A 16,340-nucleotide genomic window follows, 5' to 3' on the forward strand; every position below is an offset into this window, starting at 1 on the left:
AAATGGAAACCGCCGACACGCCGTACCAAAAAAACCGCCGAAACTCCAAAGCCAAGCTCGCCCCCAAGTCAGAAACGAGTTTTGCAACACAATCCACTGAAAAGCGGACATCACCGGATCGGCCCTTCAGTTTCTTCGGTCGCCGGATATAGGGTCACCAGCGGCTCCACCGCACCGAAAACGTCATGATCACCGCCTGCCCTGGCCACCGCCCGGCTCTCGTGCGGCTCGGTGCTCATCGCGCGGGGCAAGCACGGCTTTCCTCGATCTGCGCCATCCGCCTCGCCATCTTGGCATGCGTGAAGTTGCGGTCGCGCTTGTTCACCGCCTTAAACTTGCTGCCGTCGATTGCGACGCTTGGGGTCTGCAACAGGCCCATTTGCCGGCATAGGGCAACGAACTTCGCGCAAACTTTCCGGATCGCCGCGCCATTGTCGTTCCGAAAGTCCGCGATTGTCTTGTGATCGGGAGCCAGGCGCCCGATCAGCCACATCACCTCGATATCGCGGCAAGCCTCACGTTCCAGGCGGCGACTGGATTGCACCCGATTGAGATAACCGTAGATGTAAAGCCTCAGAAGGACTGCCGGATGATGGGAGGGCCGACCCGTCTTCTTGGCGATCACACGCTCAAACCCCAGTCCATGCGGGTCGAGCGCCTCGACGAACGCATCAATCACATGGACCGCGTGGTCCTCGCTTACCCAATCCTCCAGGGAATCCGAAGAGCGTCAGCTGGATCTGTCCGCGCCTCCAACGAAGCGTCCCATCCGTATCCTCCAATCAGGAAGCGGAGGAATAGTAGCCGACTCGTGGCTTTTCACAGCCAGGGTCAATAGCAGCCATACATTTGATAAGGCTCGCGAACAAGCGATTTCGCGACTTCCCGCGTACAGTTGATGAACGCTTCGACCGGCGGGCTGAGCGTTCGATTTTTCAGGAATACGATCTCGGCCGAAATCCGGGGACCAGCGGTTTTTAGCGGCAGAACTTTTAACGCGGCCCGATGCGCGCTCAGTGCCGCTACCGATGCGGGAAGAATTCCGACGAATTGTCCGCTTGCAATCAGCGATACCGTGAGCTGAATGGCGATAGTTTTGACCCGTGGCTTCGGTGGTGAAAAACCATTAGCTCGAAATACCTCGCCGACGATCGCGCCTGGCGCGCTGTCATAAGGCGGCAACACCCAATTGCCCATGATGATGTCCGTGAGGGAGATTCGGCGCTTTCGCGCCAATTCACCGTGGGCCCCCACAACAAAGACAAGGGGCTCATCGAACAAAACTTCGGAATGGAAATCGTCCTTCAGTACCGTGGCTCTCGTAATCAGCAAATCGATCCTTCGCTCACGTAGCTCCAGGATCTGATGTTCGCCCGGATTGGTCAATTTCACATCGAGCTGGACCCCGGGATGTTTCGTCGAAAATTCCCGCACGATCGACGGCACCAGGCTATGCAGGATGATGTCGGTGCACCCCAATCTCACCTCGCCGGAGTTTGGATCGGACAAATGCTCAAGCGAGCGAAGCCCTTGCTGCATCTCGTCGAAGACATTGATGCCGCAGCGAAGCAACACCTCGCCATGGGACGTGAGCTCGGCGCCCTGCGAACCGCGATCGAACAACCGGACGCCGAGCGCGCCTTCGATTTCGGAGATCGCCTTGGAGACAGCGGGATGGGAGATTCCCAGCCTGGCGGCTGCCTTCGCCATGCTGCCGGTATCGGCGATCGCCATCAGGATATGGAGGTCGCGCAACTTGATGCGCTGGCCAATTCGATCCGACCAGTCCATGGCGAGCCTTAACCTTGGGGTTACAGGGATGCCGCAATTTTCGGTCTACCAGATAACACCCCGGTGGACCAGAGTGACAGCGGTTTGATGAGGGCCGGGGCCGGAGACGAGGACGATCCCATGATCACGAAGCGAAGACTCATAGCGCTGGCGTGCACCGGCGGCCTCGCCGCCATTTTCCCCGACGCAATCCGCAGCGCGTCCGCCGAGAGCGCGTCGCGCATGCTGGTGGGCTTCGGCGCCGGCGGCGCGATCGACGTGATTGCCCGAATGCTGGTCGATGGAATGAAGGGATACTCATCTTCTTTCATCGTCGACAATCGCCCCGGTGCCGGCGGCCGGCTTGCACTCGGCGCGCTGAAAACCAGTTCGGCTGATGGCACGGTGATAATCCTGACGCCCGCCTCCAGCGTCGCCGTATTCCCCCATGTTTACAAGTCGCTTGGCTATGACGCGTTCAAGGATTTCGCTCCGGTCACGACCGTCTGCTCCTTTCCATTTCTGATCACCGTCGGCCCGATGGTGCCGGCCGAAGTCAGGACGCTGGCTGACTTCGTGACATGGTGCGCGGCCAATCCCAGGCTGGCGACCTACGGCACGGCGGCGGCCGGATCGATGTTGCATTTCACCGGCGTGAGCCTGGCCAAGGCCGGCCGGTTCGCTTTCGTGCACCTGCCTTATGGCGGCCCGGGCGGCATCCAGGACTTGATCGGCGGTCGCATTGCCGCGACGATCTATCCGATCGGCACCGCGTTGCCACACGTGCAGTCCGGCGCCATCCGGGCACTGGCTACAACCGGGCCGCAGCGATCGCCACAGCTTGCCGATGTGCCGACGGTCCGTGAGGCTGGATATCCTGCGCTGGAGGCCAATGAGTGGATTGGCGTCTTCGTCCCGGCAAACACGCCTGCCGCAACGGTGAGCCGCCTCAATGAGGCGATCCGCACGGTGGTGAACACCGAGGCCTTTAAGATGGCCTTGGCCAAGCTTGCCATGGATCCCGCCGGCGAAACGCCGAAGGAATTTGCGCAGCTGATCAAATCCGATTTCGACCGTTGGGGACCGATCGTGCAGGCCTCCGGCTTTACGCCAGAAGATTGAGGCGCGTCATGGACAACTCGACCGGCATGCGCCGGCACCGGACGCCGGATCAGTTTCTCGGTCCCTACTTCCCAACGGGACATACGCCGGTGATGCAAGCCGACCTGACCTCGGTCAAGGGTGTCGAAGAGCACGCCCAGGGAGAGATCATCGAGGTCACCGGAAGAGTGCTCAATCTCGACGGCGAACCCGTTCGCAGTATCCCCATCACCGTGTGGCAGGCCAACACCTTCGGTCGTTACGCACACGGCAACGACCCCAATCCCGCGCCGCTGGATTCCGGCTTTGTCGGTTGCGTTGGCATTCGATCAGATGACGACGGGGTTTATCGGATCAAGACCGTCAAGCCCGGCGCGTATCCCGCAGGACCGGACTGGATGCGCCCGCCGCACATTCACTTCGAGATTCACGGACGGTTCGAGCGGCTGATCACCCAAATGTATTTTCCTGACGAGCCGCTCAATGCCTGCGACAGACTGCTCAACGCCGTGCTACGCCCGGATTTGCTAATCGCAAAGCCCGTTCCATCGGAAGATGGATGCGATTACCGCGTGCTAAATTTCGATATCGTGCTGTCAAGGGGCTAGAGGCTGCTAAACACTAATACTTCGAAGCTTCACGAGTTTAGGGGAGGACCGGATCTCCGCATCGGGTCATTGGCGTCGATTTGCTCGCTTCTTGCCAATGTCCGGTCTGGCTTCGACTGTCGGCGTGCCGGACACGATGGCGATCTTGGCCTTCGGCGCCACAACCAGACTTCAGGCGACGCGTCAACCTGCTGGCAACCGACGCGAACCAAGCTATAAAGACTGGCATGGATTGCCACTTCGTCTAGCGCTAAGTCTCACTCGGGCTACGGAAAGCGCAACAATAACGCCCGCAGATTATATTTTGGGTCTGGCTCTCGCGCTCGGCCGTGTACCTATAGACCCGGCGGCATCATGCGACTGGTGACTACGTCCGCTTTGCTCCTATAGCGACCAAATTCGTGCGGCAGCGCAGTATGTCGTGATGGGCCATGAGCTGAATTGCGCGGTCTGACAGGTTTGCCGCTGCGGACGTGTTGTTGCGCTATTGCGGAACTCGTGACGTGGTGTGCAACACCATGAACCAACGTCCATCCCGCTTTTCGTACATGTTGGTCGTGAAGGCCGTGAAGCTCACGGCATCCCCGTTCTTGAACTTCCCTTCAGCACTCTCAATTCCGACAATCCATGCCATGTTCTGGGCCACATTAATTTGCGGCTCTTTCATCGACACTGAAATTTCGGCGAAGCGAGCAAAAGTGCCCTCCCAGCTCTTGCGAACCGCATCCCATCCGACAATCAAGACTTTGCTGGATGGATGCACGGCGATGACGTAGGTCTCAGCCGCCCAAACCCTTTCCATCGCATTGATGTCGCGAGCTGAAAGGGCCGTATCGAAGGCAAGATTGGCCGCAGTGACAGCTTCGATGTCGGAGTTCTGCTCTGCGTGGAGATTGACCGTTCCGAAAATGAAAATGAGGCCGGTGGCGATCACCAATTGCCGTAAGGAAAAGCTCCAGATCATTACTTTCTCCTGAAAACGATGCAGTTAGGCCCGGGGGTTCTGCGATCTATCATGCCTGCCCCCGTTGTGCCGTGACAGGTCAAGCTGATACCAATCGATGGTCAAAAATGGACAGGCGTGTGCGCCGTGAAAGGTTTGTCGGAACAGTCGGTATTCGGAGTCGATTACGACAATCCCAAGTTTCCGACGCTTGGCATTGAATCATTGCGCTTGTCTGAGCTTTTAGGACGCGTACCGCCAGCCCACTTTGCCTCGCCACAGCGGCCCAGTTTCCATCTGTTGATGCTATTTACTGCCGGCAGGGGAAATCACTTCCTCGATTTTCGTCGTGTGAGGTGCAAGGCGGGTACGCTTGTCCATGCTCGCCCCGGTCAGGTTCAGCAGTTTGTCCTTGGACAAACACTAGAGGCGGATATCCTGCTGTTCACCTCAGAATTCATCTTTCCCGCGTCTTCAGCGGCGGACGGAGCGGCTTTTGGAACCTTGATCGATGATATCGTTCCTGAAGACGTTACGGACCTACGGCCTGATGCGTTGGAGAGCGTCGTCAGCGTCATGTCGGCCATAAAGCGGGCATATCATAAAGCAGATGGCTCGAAGCTATCGGCCGCTATCCTCGAGCACCTCCTCTACGCAATGCTCCTGACGATCGCAGGCTATTACGGCAAGAGCGACGCGCCCTCCATGACGGATAGTCATCGCAGGACGTTCCGGAGATTCCGTCGAGCTGTGGACGCGAAGTTCGCACAAACGCGGACCGTTGAAGATTACGCGGAAGCTATTGGATGCTCAGCGAAGTCACTCCGCCGAGCTTGCATGATGGCGTGTGGTTCCTCACCGAAAGCTCTGCTAGAGCAACGCCTGATCTTGGAAGCAAAACGATTGCTTGCACACACCGGCCTCTCGGTTGAAGCAATTGCCACCGAGGTAGGGTTCAGTGAGCCAACAAACTTCGTGAAGTTTTTCAGACGGCACGGAGGGATGCGACCGCTTGACTTTCGAGCAAAGTTCCCGGGCGCTCATTCAGGCTGACACCGTCTTTACTGCTCAACGGCTTAGAGGTCCGTTCTGAACCAAAAGCCGCCCTCAGCGCGCTCTGCGACTTCGCACCGAACTGACAATTTCCGATGCAGCGTCCTGAAGTTCTTCGAGATGTCGGGCGGCGAAGACCTCCACCGAAAAGGCGGTCCTGAGCCAGACAATGTTGATCGAGCCCAGAACGCGCGCGCCATCGCGCAGGGGAACAGCAATTGAGATCAAGCCGTCAGCATGCGGCGGCTTGCCATACCAGCCGCCGACATGGGTAGGGTCGCGCGTTGCGTAGCCGCGTGCTCGCACCCCCGCGAAAATCGTGTTCAGACGCGCGGGCTCTCGCGCCAGACGATCTTCGGCCTTGTTCGAAGTCCGCAGCATCTCGATGATCTCCTGCCGCTCCTTGGCCGGACAATAGGCCAGATAGGCTCGTCCAACACCGGTCAGCAACCAGTTCACCTGCAGACCAACCCTCTCCTCTTGCAACAGGATCGGGCTGCGCGCACGGGTGGTCTCTCGGATTTCCATGTGGTCTCCTGCCGGCACCATAAGATCCGACGGCCACGAAACGCGCCGACACAGCCGCTCGAGCACCGGAGCGGCGGCTTCCGCGATCCGATCGCGACGCTCCCGGCGTGACGGCGCGCGCGAAAGCGTCGCGCCGATGCGATAGCGTCCATCCGCAAGCCGCCGGGTGACCACGCCGGACCGCGCCAGCGTGTGAAGAATGCGGAGCAGGCTTGGCTTGGAGATACCAGTGAAGACGTAAAGCTGCTGCAGCGAGGAATCGGGCTGCATCTGCAGAGCCTGCAGGACACGAAGGCCCCGCTCCAGGCTCTTGATGATTTTCGGACCCGCCACCCGCCATTCCCCATTCCACACTGTGGAACACATCGTTCCACAGTGTGGAACATACGTCGATTTTTGTGGCAAATCCAGATAGCGCGTCAGAAGGTGGCGTGCCTGCAGGTTGCACTTTGGAATTGGCATCGAAAATTTCAGCGTTTGATGGAGACTTCCATGAGACCCCACCTGTTCTTCCGCAGCGCCTCATTGTCCGTCGCGACCCTGGCCCTGCTCGCACTCTCAGGATCACAAGTATCAGCGCAGACCTCGTTCCCCACGGGGACGATTCGTTTCGTGGCGCCGTTCTCGGCCAGTACGCCGCCCGACATCATCAGCCGCATCGTCTCCAAGGAGCTGACGGAAGCCGAAGGCTGGCGCGTCATCGTCGAGAACCGGCCCGGCGGCGTGACCACCATCGCGGCGACCGATGTCTTGACCCAGCCGGCGGACGGCAACAGCCTCTATGCGATGTCGGTGCCGTCGGTTGCAGCACCCTCGCTGGTCCCGAACATCTCGTTTAATCTGGACAAGGATTTCGACCCGGTCATCAAGGCGACAGTCTCTTACAACGTGCTGGTGGTGAACCCCTCGGTGCAGGCCAAGACGGTCGCGGACCTGGTGGCATTGCTGAAGAGCCAGCCCGACAAGCTGACGTTCTCGTCCGGCGGCTTCGGCACGCCCGCCCACCTGATCGGCGAGCAATTCAAGCAGCAGACCGGCGCGCGTGCCCAGCACGTTCCCTATGCGCAATTCCCGCAAGCGATCGGCGACCTGCTCAACGGCACCAACGCCTTCATGTTCATCACCATGTTGCCGGTCGTCGACCTGATCAAGACCGGTAAGCTGCGGGCCCTTGCGGTGACCGGACCGAAGCGTGTGCCACTTCTCCCTGATGTGCCGACCATCGTCGAAGCCGGCTATCCTTCACTGGTGGTCGAGGACTGGACCGGCTTCGCGGTCAAGCATGGCACGCCGAAGGAAACCGTCGAGCGACTCAACGCTGCCATCAACAAGGTGCTGGAGAAGCCGTCGGCGCGCGAGGCCCTTGCAAAGATCGGCGCCGAACCGGCGGGCGGCACGCCCGAGCAATTTGGCCGGCTGGTCGGCGATCAGGTTTCGCACTGGCACAAAGTCGTCGCCGACGCCGGCATCAAGGTCCAGTAACGGTGACATCGGATTTTCGCGTGACACTCCTAGGGACGGGGACGCCAATCCCCCGTCCTGATCGTTTTGGCCCGAGCACGCTGATCGAAGCGGGCAGTCACACTGTGCTGATCGATGCCGGCCGAGGCGCGGCCATGCGATTGTTTCAGCTCGGCGTTCCGATCGGCCGGATCGATGCGCTGTTGCTCACGCATTTTCATTCCGATCACACGGTCGGCATTCCAGATCTCTGGCTGACGGGCTGGCTAAGCTCGCATTTTGGCAACCGTCGGCGACCATTCAACGTGATCGGCCCGGTCGGCACAGCGAGGCTCATGCATCATCTGGAAGCAGCCTATGCGCACGATATCGAGATTCGTGTCGAGGACGAAAAGCTCGCCCGCGAGCATGTCGCAGTCACAGTAAAAGAATTTGGTGAGGACGGGGTCGTCTATCAAGCCGGCGACCTGCGCGTCATCGCCTTCACCGTCGACCATGGCGACGCGATCAAGCCGGCCTATGGCTTTCGCATCGAATATGAAGGCCGGGTCGCGGTGATCTCCGGCGACACTCGCTACAATATGAACTTGCTCCGCTACGGCGCGGGCGCCGATCTGCTGGTACACGAGGTTGCGATGGCTCCGGCGGAACTGCTGGGCCAAGCCGACATCCAGCGCATCCTCAATCATCACACCTCGCCGCAGGAAGCCGGATACGTGTTTGCGCAGACACGGCCGAAGCTCGCCGCCTTCACCCACCTCGTCATGCTCGCCAGTCAGACTGTAATTGCCCCGAGCATCGAAGCGCTGATCGCGGCAACGCGTGAAATCTATGAGGGGCCGCTGGAGGTCGGCGAGGACTTGATGAGCTTCGAGATCGGCGAGAGCGTTACGGTTCGAAAACCTGCAATCTAGACTCTGATCGGCTGGCCGATGTCCGCTTCTTCCCCCGAGAAAATGACTATCTAATTCAGCACCGTGCACATACTGCGTGCATATTCGAAGCCGGGTCGACATCTCCCAGCGCGGTCACGCGCGCGGCACGAACGAAGAAACCCGCTGAGGATGGTCGCAGGTTTCAATTCTTGGCGCTGGCATCATGAGTGATTTCTAGCGTGATTTGACGCCTGTCCTCAAGGTAGTGTTTGACGCTATTTTTTCGGCGCGGAGCCGTCCTTTAGAGAAGCATTGTAGTCGGCCTGCGAACTGTTGGTGCTTGATTGGCCACTGGATGTACTGCTTCCGGTGGTAGTTCCTACTGTGCTGGTTGTTTCCCCTAGCGCGTGAGAAGCCGCGCCAGGCTTGTCCTGATTGGCAACATAGCCAGACTCGCCGGAATTGCGGTTTTGATGCCTTTATCGGCTTCAGTTTGCACCTTTTGGTCCACACCAGCCTGGGACGTTGCGCCCGTTTGCTGGGCGGCAGCGGGTATCGAGATGAGTGGAAACACGGCAAGAAACGCCAAAGAAAGCGGTCGCATGGCTGTCCTCCATCTAAACCCTGCCACTGCATCAACGTTCGCACCTCCGAACATTTCCGCGAAGCTGCTGAAAACTTCTGACTGCAACGTTGACATGTTTTAGACAGGAGACGGCATATCGCGTTAGCACACGGTACTCTTTGGGCGCTGGGAATCCCTCAATTTTCACCATGTCCCCGCGCGGGCTCCAGGCAGACAGTCAGAAAGTTCTGCTTGGCACCCTGATGTCAGCGCACTCCCGGTCTGCCATGATAACCAGACGTACTCGGTTTCGGCAGCTCCTTCGTGAAAGATTAAATCCGGTCGCCTCCCGACCTCACTCAATCAGTTCATCGGCCTCTATGAGAATGGATGGTGGTACTGTGAGGCTGAATGCTTTCGCAGTTCGCATGTTGATGACCAGCTCGAACTTCGTCGGCCGCAGGACTGGAAGATCGACCGGTTTAGCTCCGCGTAGGATCTTGCCCGCATACACGCCCACCTGCCGGTAGGCGTCGGCGAGGCTGGCACCATAACTCACTAGCCCTCCGTCAGCCGGAAACTCCCGAATGTGGAAGATGCCGGGCAATCGTTGACGAGACGATAGAGCAATGATCTTGCTCCGCCGAGAGTCGAAGAATGGATCGTTCTGCACCATCAGCGCCCCGGCACCAGCTTATTCAGGGCCGCGAAACCGGACTCGATCTCAGCATCCGATCTTGCGCTCTGCACGATCACCTCGCGGCCGAGCGACTGAGCTGCGCTGACCACCGACCCTCGGAACTCCTCGAAGGCTTCCATTCCGAAGGCCGGGTTGAGCAAAAGCCCCACAACACGAGCCGAAGGGACTAATGTGCAGAGAAACTCCAACCGTTTGGCGCCCAGATCGCCCGTAAAGAAGTTTACACCAGTGGCCGTGCCTGGCCGACTCATACTTGCGACCAGACCGGCGCGCACCGGATCCTGGCCGACGACAAAGACAAGCGGCACGGCGACGCCCGCCGCCTTAGCTGCGAGTGCGGCCGGATCGCCGGTGGCAATGATGATCGAAAGCGGTCGGCTCCGCAGATCGGCGACAAGGGGTCCCAACTGACTGTAATCGCCGTTAGCCCAGCGATACTCGATAGCGACGCTACGCCCTTCAGCATGCCATTTCTTCGAGCCCGCGGCGGAAGGCTTCCATGTGAATCGTCGCTTCTTCAGGAGAGCGCGTACTAAGGAATCCGATCAACGGCTGCGAAGGTACTTGCTGCGCGCGCGCAGCAACCGGCAACGTTGCCGACAGAGCCGCAATTCCTCCAATGAAATCTCGCCGTCGCATTTGTCGCTCCTAGATACGCCCGAGCAATAGGGCAGCGAGCATAATATCAGGACCCGGTTCGAAGGTGAATTCGCGCTGAAGTTTGCAAGCTGTGCATGTCACATGCGGCTCGATCGCCTCGCCCCTGAGCTCGTGATATCCGAGCTACTGCTGCGGTGCCCTGCCCCAATTGACGGGAGCTAATAATAATGGAAGTGGCTGCCCTTCCTCGTAATGCTGGCGAGCACTCGGAATGGCCGCAGTGACTCCTCCGGCAGTTCGGCGTAATAAGGGTCGCAGAAGGTCAGCTTGGGCAAAAAGAGCCCTGCCTAGCTTGCAGGGCCTCCCTTGGGCTCACCTAACGGAAGCAGCCGCTGCTGTATTCTGAGCTAAGTCGGCCCCGGGCAAATCCGGATTAAAGCGCAGCAGACTGGTTTAATCACGTTTAGCTCGGGTCAAGGCTTGGCAACTCTTTGGACCTCAACCTTCTCGCCAGCGCGGACATGCTGTGCCCCTCCAGAAGCGGTCTATTCGATCACTTCATTGGCGCGCGCGAGCAGTGACATCGGAACGCTTATACCGAGCGTGGCGGCAGTTTTGAGGTTGACGATCAGCTGAACTGCCGTGGATTGTATTACCGGCAGATCTGCCGGCTTGTCACCCTTCAGGATCCGCCCCGTGTAAGTGCCCGCCAGACGATAGACATCTTCAACATTTCCCCCATAGCTCACCAGCCCTCCGGCCTCGGCATACTCACGCCTGTCGAAAATCGTGGAAATTGCGTAGCGTTTTGCCAGATCGACGAGTTGGGCGCGCCGGCTGAATAGAAACGCATCCGTGTCGACGAGAAGAGCGCTTCTCCCTCGTTCCCCGAGTTCGGCAAGAGCTACATCGATCTCGCTTTCAGTTGTTGCATTCACCGTCTCGAGTTGCAGCCCGATGCTGCGAGCCGCCGCTTCCAAGGCCCTGGACTGCGTTTTCGCGTTTGGATTCACCGGGTTAACCAGCGCGGCAACAACGCTTGCGTTCGGGAGCAGTTCATGAAGCAGCTCCAGCCGCTTCGAAACCACCTCGACATTCAACGTGACCGCGCCGGTCACGTTGCCTCCGGGTCGGTCCAGGCTGGCAACAAGGCCTAACTCAACAGGGTCACTGCTGGTCGTAAAGACGATGGGAATTTGCGCGGTTGCCTTCTTTGCCACCAGGTTCGCAGGGGTGCTTGTCGCGACGATAACGGCGACGCGCCGGCCAACCAGATCAGCCGCCAGCGCCGGCAGCCGATCGTAGTGGCCTTCCGCCCACCGGTACTCGATCGCGACGTTCTGCCCCTCAACGTAGCCGGTTTCGGCAAGCCCACGGCGAAATGCCGCGACGAAGTGGCCATATCCCTGCGGCGATGTGCCATTGATGAATCCAATGACTGGCATCATCGGCTTCTGCGCCCACGCTGCAAGCGGCCAAACGGCAGCAGCGCTGCCGAGTAACGAGACGAACTCGCGCCGCTTCATGTGATCATCCTGTTGGGATTGCCGGTGACGCAGCACCTTGCGCTTAAAAAGCGGAAAATGGAACAGCTTATAAGGAAAGCCGCGGTTGCGCGGTCCCAAGAAGACGCTTCGGGCCAAACTGCGGAGGGAGTTGGCGGAGCAACTATAGTCCGCCCTCGCCTTCCTAAGCTGACCTCAACGAGGTGCGCGGCTGCTGCGCTGATGGGCCAGAAGCGGTTATCGCGAGACTACGGAAACAGGAAGGTGGACGCGGCTGCGATCGAGATCTTACCATGGCGCCAAATAATTGTTGAAGCGTGGACAATCTTTGAGCGCGGTGCGGGACTTCTACTCAAACTGAATGCGGGCGCCCTTGGCACCGTTGAGTAACCGCTTGAGATGAAATCCGGCCAGCGCGTCGTCGGCATGTAGGCCGACCAGTGCAGCAAAGGCTGGCATCGCCGTTGCATCAACGGCCTCCAGTTTGGCGAAGGCCTCGACATATTGCGCGGTGGAAGGCGCCCTGAATGCCACGTCCTGAAGCGGCTCAAAAGCGCGAAGCGGCTCGCTGCGCCCGCGCAGCATAATCTCACCGATTGGTCGTCCCCGAAAATTCCCCGCGGCTGCGGCAGCCGCTGCGCTGACGCAAATGCGGGTGCCGAGATACTTATTGGCGGCCTCGAGCCGGGCTGCAATATTGATGGTATCGCCATAGGCGGTGTAGTCGAAGAACCGACCGCCGCCAAAGTTGCCGACCAGCGCAGCCCCCGCATGGACACCGATGCGCGTGGCACCAAAATCGACCCCCATCTTTTTCCAGCGTTCTCGGAACATTTGGGCCCAGATGTCGAGGTCATGAGCGCAGCCAATAGCTCGTCGTGCATAATCGGGCTGTTCGCCTGGCGCATTGAACAGCACCTGGATCGCGTCGCCTATGACCTTGGCGACTGTGCCCTCATGAGCGAACACGACGTCGGTCATACCGCCCACATATTCGTTGAGCAGTGCGCCCAGCACTTCCGGGGCTACGGTCTCCACCAGCGAGGTGAAGTTGGTGATATCGGTGAAGATAGTCGCAATCTCCCGCCAGTGCACTTCCATACCGTCGCTGTCGCCTATAGCCGCGAGACGGCTCGCGATCTGTGGCGAAAAATAACGTGATAGCGATGCGTGAGCGCGTTCCGCTTCGAGCTGGCGGCGGCGCGCATCACGCATGGTCTGGACATGACTGAGGGTCTTGTTGATCGTCATTTCAAGGTCGCCGAAATCGATCGGCTTCGTCAAAAAGTCGAACGCACCGCGGTTCATGGCCGTCCGAATGTTGCTCATGTCGCCGTAAGCAGAGACGATGATGGTCGATTTCTTGTCCTCGTGCTCCTGCAGCTTGGCCAGCAGCGACAGCCCGTCCATCCTGGGCATATTGATGTCGGATACCACCATGTCGACATGCGGATGCTGCTCGATCGATGCTAACGCTTCGATGCCGTCATGCGCGAATACGAACGCCATTCCTCCTTCACGGATCTGGCGACGAAATTTCTGCAGCACCAGCGTCTCGAGATCAGGCTCATCATCGACGACCAGGATAGTCGCGGTCATGCAGCTTGACCCAGTCGATTATCGATTTCGATCCGGAGCAGCGCGAAGTCGATCGGCTTGGTCAGCAGGCCGACCGCGCCGTTCTCGATGGCCTTGCGGCGCGTTTCAGCATCGCCGTAGGCGGTGATCATGATCACGGGCACATCAGGGCGCTGGGCACGGACTTTTGGCAACATCTCGAGTCCGCTCATGCCAGGCATGTTTATGTCGGAGAGGATCAGGATCAGCGAGGGGTCTCTGACCTCGGCGGCACGCGCCAGCGCTGTGGCCGCCGACGGGGCAAATTCCATTGCGAAGCGGCCAGATTTCAGATCGCGGCGGAACTGCTGACGGAACATGGGCTCGACGTCGGGCTCGTCGTCCACGACCAGTATGTAAACGCTCAATTTTTTCCTCCGCTAGCCGTCGGTCCGGTCCTGCTTCTGGGCAGCGTAATAACGAATTCGGTAAATGCGCCGGGCTCGGTGGCGACGTCGATTGTACCGCCGTGCTGCTTCACGATGATGTCGTGGCTCATTGACAGTCCCAGGCCGGTGCCTTCGCCCGCCGGCTTGGTTGTGAAGAAAGGATTGAAGATCTTCTTTCTCACCTCGGGAGGAATGCCGGTGCCGTTGTCGCGGAACCGTATCTCTACCTTGTTGCCCAAGCTCCTGGTCACGGCGCTTAAGATGGGCTCGAAGTTTTCGTCACACGTCTCCTTGCGCTTGGCGGCGGCATAGAACCCGTTCGAGATCAGGTTGAGGAAGACCCGAGTAATCTCCTGCGCATAGACGTCGATCTGGCCCGCGGCGGGATCGAGGTCGCGTTCGAGCGTGATGTTGAAGCCCGCCTTCTCGGCGCGTGCGCCGTGGAAGGCGAGATTGAGGCTTTCCTCTACGATCGCGTTGATGTCGGTGGGCCGGTGCTCACCCGAGCCTTCGCGGGAATGCAGCAGCATGTTCTTGACGATCGAATCGGCTCGCCTGCCGTGCTGCACCACCTTTTCCAGGTTGCCCTTCAGCATAAGGGTGAGTTCATCGACTCCCTCGCGGGTCTCGCCATCGAGCGCCGCCGGCTGCAGAAGGTCGTTCAGCTCCCCAATCAATTCCCCCGACAAAGCAGCGAAATTGTTGACGAAATTGAGCGGGTTCTTGATCTCATGGGCGATGCCAGCGGTCAGCTGGCCGAGCGAAGCGAGCTTTTCGGTCTGCACCAGCCGGTCCTGCGCAGTGCGCAACTCCTCGAGCGACCGTGCGAGTTCTTTGGTCCGCGCCTGAACCTCGTCGAACAGCCGGACGTTTTGAATGGCGATAACGGCCTGGTCCGCGAAGGTGGTGATGAGCTCGATCTGCTTTTCGCTGAAGGGGCGCTTCTCCCGCCGCGTCAGGACGAACACGCCTATCGGCACGCCCTCACGTAGTAACGGAACAGCAATCCTGGATTGCGCTGGATCCGGATCTCCTCGCAGTGGCGAAAGACCATCGTTGAGTACTGTCGTTTTAGCTTCGGACAAAGCGCGTCCAACTGCGGTTGCTCCGCCCGGCGTGAAACGATAGCCTTCCAGAAACTTCCGTTTTTTAACGCTAAGCCCGCAACTTGCCGCCAGTCCGAAGGCACCGTCTCTGGGTTGCAGAATGAGCCCTTCATCTGCCTCGCACAGTCGTGCTGCCGACTGCACAAGCGTATCGAGCACCGTTTGTAAATCGAATGTCGAGCGGCTGATGACCTTGAGAACGTCGGCCGTTGCGGTCTGCTGTTGCAGTGCCTCGCTCAATTCCGAAGTGCGCTGCTCGACCTTGTTCTCAAGGTCCGCATAGGATTCCTGAAGCCGCGTACCCATCTTGTTGAATTGATTCGCAAGACTTTCGAGTTCATCGCCGGTCGTGATCGAGATACGCTGAGCGAAATCGCCATCGCCAATTCGTTCCGCGCCAGCGCTTAATGCCCTGATCGGACCAACCATACGGCGGGCCAGAAAAACTCCGGCTAGAATGGCAAAGATCAATGCGCCGGCGAGTACGATGGAAAGGCGCTGCAGCGCCAGATACAGCGACGAATAGGCTTCATTGACCGGTAGCTCTACAAACATGGTCCAGCCCAGCGGCACGATCGGCGCGGACGCTGTCAGCACCTCTTGGCCCTGAATATTCAGCGAGCCCTGCAGCGCATCGGCGTCGTTTGCACTGCCGGCCTGGGCAGCCTGCACCTGCACCAGCTTCGACATGTCGGTGTTACGCAGCACCAAACTGATGTCTGGGTGCGCAATCAGCCGTCCTTCCGAACCCACCACATAGGCATGCCCGCGTTCGCCGACCTTGATTTGCGAGACCACTTCCCAGATGAGCTTCAGATTGACTTCGGCGATGCTGACGCCGGTGTCCTTGCGCGTGCCGGCCAGCGACAGAGTCATGTAGGGCTCCGAGTCCCGGCGGAAGTAGACCGGGCCGTAATAGACCTTGTTGGCAACCGCTTCGGTGAACTTCGGATCCTTGGACAGGTCGAGGCCGGAGTCCACGACATCCATGGCGAGGCGCGAGACCCGCAAACGCTCCTTGCCCGTCGAGTCGATTTGCGACAGTTCGGTAACGGCCGGCACCTGCCGCAGCAGCCTAAGGGCATCAAAACGCCGGTCCTGCAGCGAGCCCGCCGACCACGGTAGCTGCGTGGTCCAGCCGAGCTGGCTTTCGATTTCCTTGATAAATTGGCCGATCTTGGCCGCGGCGGCCTCGGCCTGCTCGTGCTGAATCCGGATCAGGGCCGCCTTGTGCTCGCGGTAATAGAAGAAAACTTCGAAAATCCCGTTCGAAAGCAGCGCGACTCCCACCACCACCACGAACAGCGCGACGTATTTGGCGAACAGGCGGGCACGGACTTTCGGCGGCGCTGACTGCACAGCAGGTGCGTCCGGCCGGGCGGAAGCCGCCAGCGTTGGTCCTTCCGACGTGTCCGGTTGGAGGGAAATGCTCATCCCAGCCACGTTATCAAGAGGAATTGGGATTGTCGTCCGCGGGCCCCACGAAAACGCCTAAGCCGCGACGAACCGACCTGGCCGT

At 59.3% G+C, this 16,340-nt stretch carries 15 protein-coding genes and 1 pseudogene; 5 read left to right on the plus strand and 11 right to left on the minus strand.

The window, feature by feature from the left end; genetic code table 11:
* Positions 1 to 256: 256 nt before the first annotated feature.
* A pseudogene (locus tag ABIB90_RS17895) lies at positions 257 to 769 on the minus strand (transposase); the annotation flags it as partial.
* 62 nt (positions 770 to 831) lie between these two features.
* Complete coding sequence (locus tag ABIB90_RS17900) at positions 832 to 1,791, minus strand: LysR family transcriptional regulator (protein WP_354164293.1); 960 nt, start codon at positions 1,789 to 1,791, stop codon at positions 832 to 834.
* Between the two features lie 63 nt (positions 1,792 to 1,854).
* Here ABIB90_RS17900 and ABIB90_RS17905 point away from each other — a divergent pair, with 63 nt between their 5' ends.
* Positions 1,855 to 2,892, plus strand: a complete 1,038-nt coding sequence (locus tag ABIB90_RS17905) for a tripartite tricarboxylate transporter substrate-binding protein (protein ID WP_354201174.1) — start codon at positions 1,855 to 1,857, stop codon at positions 2,890 to 2,892.
* An 8-nt stretch (positions 2,893 to 2,900) separates the two neighbouring features.
* The gene (locus tag ABIB90_RS17910; protein WP_354164287.1) at positions 2,901 to 3,479 is read left to right on the plus strand and encodes a dioxygenase family protein; all 579 of its coding nucleotides are present in this window, start codon (positions 2,901 to 2,903) and stop codon (positions 3,477 to 3,479) included.
* 484 nt (positions 3,480 to 3,963) lie between these two features.
* Here the strand turns inward: ABIB90_RS17910 and ABIB90_RS17915 are convergent, their stop codons facing one another.
* On the minus strand, positions 3,964 to 4,443 hold the full coding sequence (locus ABIB90_RS17915) for a YybH family protein (RefSeq protein WP_354201175.1): 480 nt from the start codon (positions 4,441 to 4,443) through the stop codon (positions 3,964 to 3,966).
* Positions 4,444 to 4,569: 126 nt separating this feature from the next.
* Here ABIB90_RS17915 and ABIB90_RS17920 point away from each other — a divergent pair, with 126 nt between their 5' ends.
* Positions 4,570 to 5,475 carry an AraC family transcriptional regulator gene (locus ABIB90_RS17920; protein WP_354164281.1) on the plus strand — a complete coding sequence of 302 codons (906 nt, stop codon included), beginning with the start codon at positions 4,570 to 4,572 and terminating at the stop codon, positions 5,473 to 5,475.
* A gap of 54 nt (positions 5,476 to 5,529) precedes the next feature.
* Here ABIB90_RS17920 and ABIB90_RS17925 read toward each other — a convergent pair whose 3' ends face one another.
* Positions 5,530 to 6,465, minus strand: a complete 936-nt coding sequence (locus ABIB90_RS17925; protein WP_354164278.1) for an IclR family transcriptional regulator domain-containing protein — start codon at positions 6,463 to 6,465, stop codon at positions 5,530 to 5,532.
* 30 nt (positions 6,466 to 6,495) lie between these two features.
* On the opposite strand from ABIB90_RS17925, the gene ABIB90_RS17930 reads away from it, so the two are divergent.
* Together ABIB90_RS17930 and ABIB90_RS17935 are read left to right on the plus strand one after the other, a co-directional pair.
* Positions 6,496 to 7,485 (plus strand): Bug family tripartite tricarboxylate transporter substrate binding protein, encoded by a 990-nt coding sequence (locus ABIB90_RS17930; protein ID WP_354164275.1) that lies wholly within the window; start codon positions 6,496 to 6,498, stop codon positions 7,483 to 7,485.
* A 20-nt stretch (positions 7,486 to 7,505) separates the two neighbouring features.
* Positions 7,506 to 8,378 carry an MBL fold metallo-hydrolase gene (locus tag ABIB90_RS17935; protein WP_354201176.1) on the plus strand — a complete coding sequence of 291 codons (873 nt, stop codon included), beginning with the start codon at positions 7,506 to 7,508 and terminating at the stop codon, positions 8,376 to 8,378.
* 361 nt (positions 8,379 to 8,739) lie between these two features.
* On the opposite strand, the gene ABIB90_RS17940 is transcribed toward ABIB90_RS17935, so the two are convergent.
* From ABIB90_RS17940 to ABIB90_RS17970, 7 genes are all read right to left on the minus strand, one after another.
* Positions 8,740 to 8,943 carry a hypothetical protein gene (locus ABIB90_RS17940; RefSeq protein WP_354164269.1) on the minus strand — a complete coding sequence of 68 codons (204 nt, stop codon included), beginning with the start codon at positions 8,941 to 8,943 and terminating at the stop codon, positions 8,740 to 8,742.
* A 316-nt stretch (positions 8,944 to 9,259) separates the two neighbouring features.
* The gene (locus ABIB90_RS17945; protein ID WP_354164266.1) at positions 9,260 to 9,580 is read right to left on the minus strand and encodes an ABC transporter substrate binding protein; all 321 of its coding nucleotides are present in this window, start codon (positions 9,578 to 9,580) and stop codon (positions 9,260 to 9,262) included.
* Complete coding sequence (locus ABIB90_RS17950; RefSeq protein ID WP_354164329.1) at positions 9,580 to 10,125, minus strand: ABC transporter substrate binding protein; 546 nt, start codon at positions 10,123 to 10,125, stop codon at positions 9,580 to 9,582. Before ABIB90_RS17950 ends, ABIB90_RS17945 begins: the two co-directional genes overlap by 1 nt.
* A gap of 624 nt (positions 10,126 to 10,749) precedes the next feature.
* Complete coding sequence (locus ABIB90_RS17955; RefSeq protein WP_354164263.1) at positions 10,750 to 11,829, minus strand: ABC transporter substrate-binding protein; 1,080 nt, start codon at positions 11,827 to 11,829, stop codon at positions 10,750 to 10,752.
* A 228-nt stretch (positions 11,830 to 12,057) separates the two neighbouring features.
* Positions 12,058 to 13,308 (minus strand): adenylate/guanylate cyclase domain-containing protein, encoded by a 1,251-nt coding sequence (locus ABIB90_RS17960; RefSeq protein ID WP_354201177.1) that lies wholly within the window; start codon positions 13,306 to 13,308, stop codon positions 12,058 to 12,060.
* Positions 13,305 to 13,694, minus strand: coding sequence for a response regulator (locus tag ABIB90_RS17965; RefSeq protein WP_354164257.1), 390 nt, complete (start codon positions 13,692 to 13,694; stop codon positions 13,305 to 13,307). The genes ABIB90_RS17960 and ABIB90_RS17965 overlap by 4 nt, the downstream gene beginning before the upstream one ends.
* Complete coding sequence (locus ABIB90_RS17970) at positions 13,691 to 16,255, minus strand: ATP-binding protein (protein WP_354164254.1); 2,565 nt, start codon at positions 16,253 to 16,255, stop codon at positions 13,691 to 13,693. The genes ABIB90_RS17965 and ABIB90_RS17970 overlap by 4 nt, the downstream gene beginning before the upstream one ends.
* Between the last annotated feature and the right edge of the window lie 85 nt (positions 16,256 to 16,340).

Source organism: Bradyrhizobium sp. JR4.1 (assembly GCF_040548605.1).
GTDB lineage: Bacteria > Pseudomonadota > Alphaproteobacteria > Rhizobiales > Xanthobacteraceae > Bradyrhizobium > Bradyrhizobium canariense.

Excerpts from the sequence above, each read along its gene's own strand:
- ABIB90_RS17915 (WP_354201175.1), bottom strand. The coding sequence starts at position 4,443 with ATGATCTGGAGCTTTTCCTTACGGCAATTGGTGATCGCCACCGGCCTC.
- ABIB90_RS17945 (WP_354164266.1), bottom strand. The coding sequence starts at position 9,580 with ATGGTGCAGAACGATCCATTCTTCGACTCTCGGCGGAGCAAGATCATT.
- ABIB90_RS17940 (WP_354164269.1), bottom strand. The coding sequence starts at position 8,943 with ATGCGACCGCTTTCTTTGGCGTTTCTTGCCGTGTTTCCACTCATCTCG.
- ABIB90_RS17925 (WP_354164278.1), bottom strand. The coding sequence starts at position 6,465 with ATGCCAATTCCAAAGTGCAACCTGCAGGCACGCCACCTTCTGACGCGC.
- ABIB90_RS17910 (WP_354164287.1), top strand. The coding sequence starts at position 2,901 with ATGGACAACTCGACCGGCATGCGCCGGCACCGGACGCCGGATCAGTTT.
- ABIB90_RS17960 (WP_354201177.1), bottom strand. The coding sequence starts at position 13,308 with ATGACCGCGACTATCCTGGTCGTCGATGATGAGCCTGATCTCGAGACG.
- ABIB90_RS17900 (WP_354164293.1), bottom strand. The coding sequence starts at position 1,791 with ATGGACTGGTCGGATCGAATTGGCCAGCGCATCAAGTTGCGCGACCTC.
- ABIB90_RS17930 (WP_354164275.1), top strand. The coding sequence starts at position 6,496 with ATGAGACCCCACCTGTTCTTCCGCAGCGCCTCATTGTCCGTCGCGACC.
- ABIB90_RS17970 (WP_354164254.1), bottom strand. The coding sequence starts at position 16,255 with ATGAGCATTTCCCTCCAACCGGACACGTCGGAAGGACCAACGCTGGCG.